This window comes from Plectonema radiosum NIES-515 (genome assembly GCF_025753815.1).
Taxonomy (GTDB): Bacteria; Cyanobacteriota; Cyanobacteriia; order Cyanobacteriales; family Nostocaceae; genus Hassallia; species Hassallia radiosum_A.
Map to the genome: position 1 here is coordinate 22,094 of NZ_JAOWRF010000173.1, position 6,372 is coordinate 28,465.

General features: G+C 41.3%; 6 protein-coding genes. All 6 read left to right on the forward strand.

Annotation, left to right across the window (positions count from 1 at the left end):
- Positions 1-221: 221 nt before the first annotated feature.
- The 6 genes from OGM63_RS11655 to OGM63_RS11680 all read left to right on the forward strand — a co-directional run bounded on the left by OGM63_RS11655 (position 222) and on the right by OGM63_RS11680 (position 6,357).
- Complete coding sequence (locus OGM63_RS11655) at positions 222-1,208, forward strand: cytochrome c oxidase subunit II (protein WP_263745711.1); 987 nt, start codon at positions 222-224, stop codon at positions 1,206-1,208.
- A 165-nt stretch (positions 1,209-1,373) separates the two neighbouring features.
- Complete coding sequence (ctaD, locus tag OGM63_RS11660) at positions 1,374-3,065, forward strand: cytochrome c oxidase subunit I (protein ID WP_263745712.1); 1,692 nt, start codon at positions 1,374-1,376, stop codon at positions 3,063-3,065.
- Positions 3,066-3,426: 361 nt separating this feature from the next.
- Entirely contained in the window at positions 3,427-4,026 is a 600-nt protein-coding gene (locus OGM63_RS11665) for a cytochrome c oxidase subunit 3 (protein WP_263745713.1), read from the forward strand.
- A gap of 283 nt (positions 4,027-4,309) precedes the next feature.
- A complete protein-coding gene (locus tag OGM63_RS11670; protein ID WP_263745714.1) occupies positions 4,310-4,798 on the forward strand; it encodes a hypothetical protein in 489 nt (162 codons plus the stop codon).
- Between the two features lie 170 nt (positions 4,799-4,968).
- Positions 4,969-5,580 (forward strand): cysteine dioxygenase family protein, encoded by a 612-nt coding sequence (locus OGM63_RS11675; protein ID WP_263745715.1) that lies wholly within the window; start codon positions 4,969-4,971, stop codon positions 5,578-5,580.
- A 312-nt stretch (positions 5,581-5,892) separates the two neighbouring features.
- Positions 5,893-6,357: an ArsC/Spx/MgsR family protein gene (locus OGM63_RS11680; RefSeq protein ID WP_263745717.1), complete on the forward strand. Its 465-nt coding sequence runs from the start codon at positions 5,893-5,895 to the stop codon at positions 6,355-6,357.
- Positions 6,358-6,372: the final 15 nt, after the last annotated feature.

Sequence of the window (6,372 nt, forward strand, 5' to 3'; positions counted from 1 at the left end):
AATATATTAAAAAATATAGTGATTTTTTCCTGATTATCTATAATAAACAGAGAAAATATATAGGTGAAAGCAAACAATTATGCTTGTTGTGATGCTCTGACAAGCGAGAAAACGATTCTTTTTACTGCCTAGGGATATACATCAAGAATACAGGATATGAATCCTGGGGTAAAAAGAAAGAAAATCACACCGAAGAACGATGTTGTACACAGCAGGTATGTATGCAAGAAATTCCTGTTTCATTATTAACTTTAGTTGCTGGAGCATTCGTCACAGTTTTAAGCATCTGGCTTGGTCAAAACCATAATCTACTGCCGGTGCAAGCTTCAGCACAAGCACCTTTGGTGGACGGGTTTTTCAACATCATGTTCAGCATTGCGATCGCTCTCTTTTTGATAGTAGAAGGAACCATCTTAATTTTTGTTATTAAATATCGTCGCCGTAAGGGTGATGATACGGATGGTGTCCATATTGAGGGCAATCTTCCTTTAGAAATTTTTTGGACGGCAGTTCCATCAATCATTGTCCTGTGCTTAGGAGTATACAGTGTTGATGTGTTTACCCGCATGGGTGGAATTGAAGCACCAGGACATATGATGGCTCATGTTGCTCAGATGCCTGGAAGCGCACTCGCAGCTACATTGAGTGACGCGAGTGCTTCGGACTTGGAAATACCAGTACCACCCGTAGGTGCGCGGAAAATAGGCATTGGGGGAACTTCCCAAGATGGCAAAGTTGCCGACTTAGTTGTTGATGTCACCGGGATGCAGTTTGCTTGGATATTTAACTATCCCGAAAGTGGTGTTAATTCTGGAGAATTACACGTCCCAATTGGTGCCGATGTCCAAATCAACTTGTCCGCAACAGATGTAATTCACTCATTCTGGGTACCGCAATTTAGATTGAAGCAAGACGCAATTCCCGGTATCCCGACTCAATTGCGATTCGTCGCTACTAAAACTGGTACATACCCGATAGTTTGTACAGAATTATGCGGTGGTTATCACGGTTCAATGCGATCTTCTGTAATTGTGGAAACACCACAAGAGTATGAGAGCTGGTTGACAGAAAATAAAGTTGCTCAAAACCAAGAATTCAATCAAGCTGTTGCAGTCAAACCATCTGAGTTATCAGCTTCAGAGTTTCTTGCTCCCTACGCTCATGAGATGGGGATTAGTTCAGGAACTCTAGAGTCTATGAGTCATTAGGAACGTGGTTAGTGGTTAGTGGTTAGTAGATGGGCATAAATAAACGAGCCTAGCCCTTAAAACCGAAGATATGAGCGGTAAACCGCTCACTACGGGTTTAATTTCACCCATTTACTTAGTAGGAAAACTAACAAATATCAACTAACAAGCAACAAAGGAAAAAATATGACGCAAGTAGAATTTCCACCGAATACTCCACACGAAGACAATAAAACTCAATTGGTGAGTGCCCATACGATCCATCCTCAAGCGTGGAAATGGTACGACTACTTCACATTTAATGTTGACCATAAAGTTATTGGTATCCAATATCTAGTTACAGCATTTGTCTTCTATCTCATCGGTGGATTGATGGCTGTTGTGATGCGTGCAGAATTAGCAACACCAGATGCAGACCTCATTGACCCGAATCTGTACAACGCATTCATGACGAATCATGGAACAATCATGATTTTTTTGTGGATTGTACCGAGTGCAATTGGGGGATTTGGTAATTATCTGGTGCCGTTGATGATTGGCGCCAGGGATATGGCTTTCCCGAAGTTGAATGCGATCGCCTTTTGGTTAAATCCACCAGCAGGTGCATTAATTCTCGGTAGTTTCTTCTTTGGTGGTTCCCAATCTGGCTGGACTGCTTACCCACCATTAAGTTTAGTTACCGCTAACACTGCACAATCGATGTGGATTTTAGCGATCGTCTTGGTGGGAACTTCCTCAATTTTGGGTTCGGTGAACTTTGTCATCACCATCCTGAAAATGAAAGTCCCTAGCATGAAATGGGATCAAGTTCCCTTATTTTGTTGGGCAACTTTAGCAACCGCTATTTTAGCGCTTCTTTCGACACCCGTATTAGCAGCTGGTTTAGTGCTGTTGTTGTTTGATATCAACTTTGGTACTTCCTTCTTTAAACCAGATGCTGGCGGTAATGTGGTAATTTACCAACATTTGTTCTGGTTTTATTCGCACCCGGCAGTTTATTTAATGATTCTGCCCATCTTCGGCATTATGTCTGAAGTGATACCAGTACACGCCCGCAAACCGATTTTTGGTTATAAAGCGATCGCCTATTCCAGCGTAGCCATCTGCGTTGTCGGTTTGTTCGTCTGGGTACACCACATGTTTACCAGCGGTACACCCGGTTGGATGCGGATGTTCTTCACCATCTCCACCCTCATCGTTGCTGTTCCCACCGGCGTCAAGATTTTCGGTTGGGTTGCTACCCTTTGGGGTGGTAAAATACGCTTCACCAGCGCCATGCTATTCGCTATTGGCTTGCTATCCATGTTTGTCATGGGCGGCTTAAGCGGTGTCACAATGGGAACAGCCCCCTTTGATATTCACGTCCACGACACATACTATGTAGTGGCGCACTTCCACTATGTATTGTTTGGCGGTTCCGTATTCGGTATTTACGCTGGTATTTACCATTGGTTCCCGAAAATGACGGGAAGGATGATGAATGAAACTTGGGGTCGCGTTCACTTCGTCCTTACCCTCATTGGCACTAATCTGACATTCTTGCCGATGCACGAGTTGGGTTTGCAAGGAATGCCTCGACGAGTTGCCATGTACGATCCGCAATTTATCAGCCTGAATCAGATTTGTACTGTTGGTTCTTTTATATTGGCAGCTTCAGTGATTCCCTTCACCATCAACGTCATTTGGAGTTGGATTGCAGGACAAAAAGCCGGTGATAATCCTTGGCAAGCTTTGACTTTAGAATGGACAACCAGTTCACCACCAATAGTTGAAAACTGGGAAGTATTGCCCGTTGTCACTCACGGTCCCTACGACTACGGCATCAATAATCATAGCGCTGAATTGCCGTCATCTACTGCGACCGAAGCCAGTGCTTAGTCATTCTTGCCAATTCTCACCAGGGGTTATAAACCCCTGGTTAAGAGCACGCATTCATTCCCACCAGGAACTATAAGTTCCTGGCTAACAGCAAAAGTCCTCTTAAGAGGACTAAGTGTAACTGTCGGTAAAGATTTCAGTTCATTTTAATGGGCTTAAGCTATCAGCCAGGAACTTATACAGGACTTACGTAGAATTATAGAAAAACGAACCGCCAAGTGCGCCAAGTACCCCTTCGCGAAGCGTCTCCGTAAGGAGAAGAAATAAGGTTTGAGAGAGTTTTTGCGTAAGTCCTATTATAGTTCCTGGCAGGTAATGTAAGCCTTCATGCTTTTTGGACATTTATTTAAGCTGCAACAATATGGCGATCGCAACATCAAGTGCAGAAAATCACGCAGAACACAGCGAACATCAAGATTTGCGAGTATTGGGATTATTGACCTTTCTTGCTTCTGAATCTTTAATGTTTGGCGGCTTTTTTGCGACTTATTTGTTCTTTCGAGGAATAACGGAAGTTTGGCCTCCAGAAAACACCGAAGTAGAGCTTTTATTGCCGACAATTAACACTATCATTCTGGTTTCTAGTAGTTTCGTCATTCATTTTGGTGACGCAGCAATTAAAAGGAATGATGTCAAAGGAATGCAGCGGTGGTATACCATCACTGCAATAATGGGGGCAGTTTTCTTACTTGGTCAGGTTGTTGAGTATCTCACTTTAGGATACGGCATGACGACCAACGTATTTTCTAACTGTTTTTATTTAATGACAGGATTCCACGGTTTACACGTGTTTATAGGACTGTTATTAATTTTAGGTGTATTGTGGCGATCGCGTCGTCCCGGTCACTATTCTGCTACCAAGCACGTTGGTATTGAAATGGCAGAAATATACTGGCACTTTGTAGACATTATCTGGATTATTCTCTTCTCCCTGCTGTACATTCTCAGCTTGTTTAAATAAAGGGAAGGGAGTGGGGAGTGGGCAGTGGTGAAAATTCAAAACTTCTTTATTCCCTATTCCCTATTCCCTACTCCCTACTCCCCATTCCCCATCAAGGAGATTTTTATGAAAATTGACTCAGTGGTGAAAATTCAAAACTTCTTTATTCCCTATTCCCTATTCCCTACTCCCCATTCCCCATCAAGGAGATTTTTATGAAAATTGACTCAGTGGTGAAAATTCAAAACTTCTTTATTCCCTATTCCCTACTCCCTACTCCCCATTCCCCATCAAGGAGATTTTTATGAAAATTAACTCAGAAGCATTTTCCTGGTTTCAAGTTCCAGAGGACATCAAGAATTTATTGATATTAGCCGCAAAAAACTGGGAAAATACCGCAGAATCAGAAAAGTATATGCAGCAAGCTTTAGCTAAAACAGAAGATAATCTAGAAGTTTTAGTCGCCGCATATAGATATTTTTACTATAAAAATAATTATCTACTAGCACTGGAAACCGCAGTCAAAGTTATAAATAAAATTCATAATTACGAAAACCTACCTGATGATTGGCAACAACTAAAGCCAATATTAGTTAGTCGCAAAGAGAACCCCTCAATTAGGCTGTATTTAACCGCTTACGCCGCTTCTGGATTAGTCTTAGCTAAGTTGGGAGAAATAGAACAAGCTAAAGAAATAAGTGCCAAAGTCAAAGAAGTTGATGATAAAAAAGAATTTGGTGGGGGACTTCTACTTGATATTTTGACACGTCCAGCGGAAGAAGATGAAGAATAATTATTTAATACCGATTTTATATGAAGATGCATATAATTTAGCCTGCGTAGGCAGGCTTTGTTTGTGTAGCCCCAGGCTTCCAGCCTGAGGGCGTTAATGTGCAGCCTCACATAGAATTGGTATAAGTACTTCTAATTTTACAAAACACAACCTATCTTCAAATAATGATTATGAAAAATAAAGATTGGCTTGTAACTGGAGACGGTCAATATCAAGCATGTAAATCAGCCAGAGAATGGGATTTATTAAGAGAGAATTATCGCCTGTATCGGTTTATAACTGAGGTAGAAGATGTGCTTAATAACGTTGACGACGAATCAAGTCGCCTTCCAGAAATTCGGATGTTGGTAAGGCGATTGATTACTAATTCCTATTGGGTGCAAAGTCAAAAATTACAACCTTCTCCACAAACTGGAACTTCTGTTTTACTTTTATATGATGAATTAGGTTTTCCTTTAACTGTGCAAATAGTAACATTTTTACCAGGAATAAAATCAACGATTCACAATCACGGAACTTGGGGAGTAGTAGCAGTATTAAAAGGACAGGAAAAAACAACTTGTTGGCAACGCAGTCCTAGTGCAGAATTTCCAGATAAAATTGAAACTACAGGCAATATAACTTTAGCACCAGGAGATATTATAAGCTTTACTCCTGATGCTATTCATAGCGTGGAAGCGGTAGGTGATGAACCAACTGTTACTTTTAATATTTATGGCGAAACTGACCCCAAAGAAAGATTTGAGTTTGACATAGTTAGTCAAACTGCGAAAAAGTTTTAGTTGGTGTATTTTGATAATTATTAATGGCAAATATATAATAATATTAATTATAATTTATGTATGGTTAGGCATTCTCTAAGAAACTTGTTGACACCAGATAATGTCTATTCCAATAATTTTTGTTTATAGCGGTTTGCACGCTTGATGTGATGTGTAAGATTGACGTTTTTCCAACTGTGTAGAGACGCGATATATCGCGTCTCTACATCTCCCCCTTTCCTATTCCGGGAAGGGGGCTGGGAGGTAGAGAGTGTGTATTTTATTCACTTGAAAACCGCTATACATTTATCTAAATATTAAGGAGATAATTCAATGGCAAGAGTAATTTTCTATGAAAAACCAGGCTGCAAAAACAATACGAAACAGAAAACTTTGCTGACAGCCGCCGGTCATGAAGTTGTGCCGTATAATTTGTTAACTGAAGCTTGGACAGTTGAGCGTTTGCGCTCCTTTTTTGGCGATCGCCCTGTGGTTGAATGGATTAACCGCGCCGCTCCAGCAGTAAAATCTGGTGAGGTAGATCCAGAAAAACTAGACGCAGAAACTGCTTTAATATTGATGCTGCGCGATCCGCTGTTAATTCGGCGTCCCTTGATTCAAGTAGGCGATCGCCGTGAAGCCGGTTTCGATATCGAAAAAATCAATGCTTGGATCGGTTTAAAAGCTGCTGATGAGTCCCTCCAAGAAATGAGCGAAAAACTCATGAACCAAGACCTACAAGGCTGCGCTCACGGTCACGATCACGAACACCATCAGCAAGGTAAGTGCAAGCATTAGGAAGAGTGGGGGAGT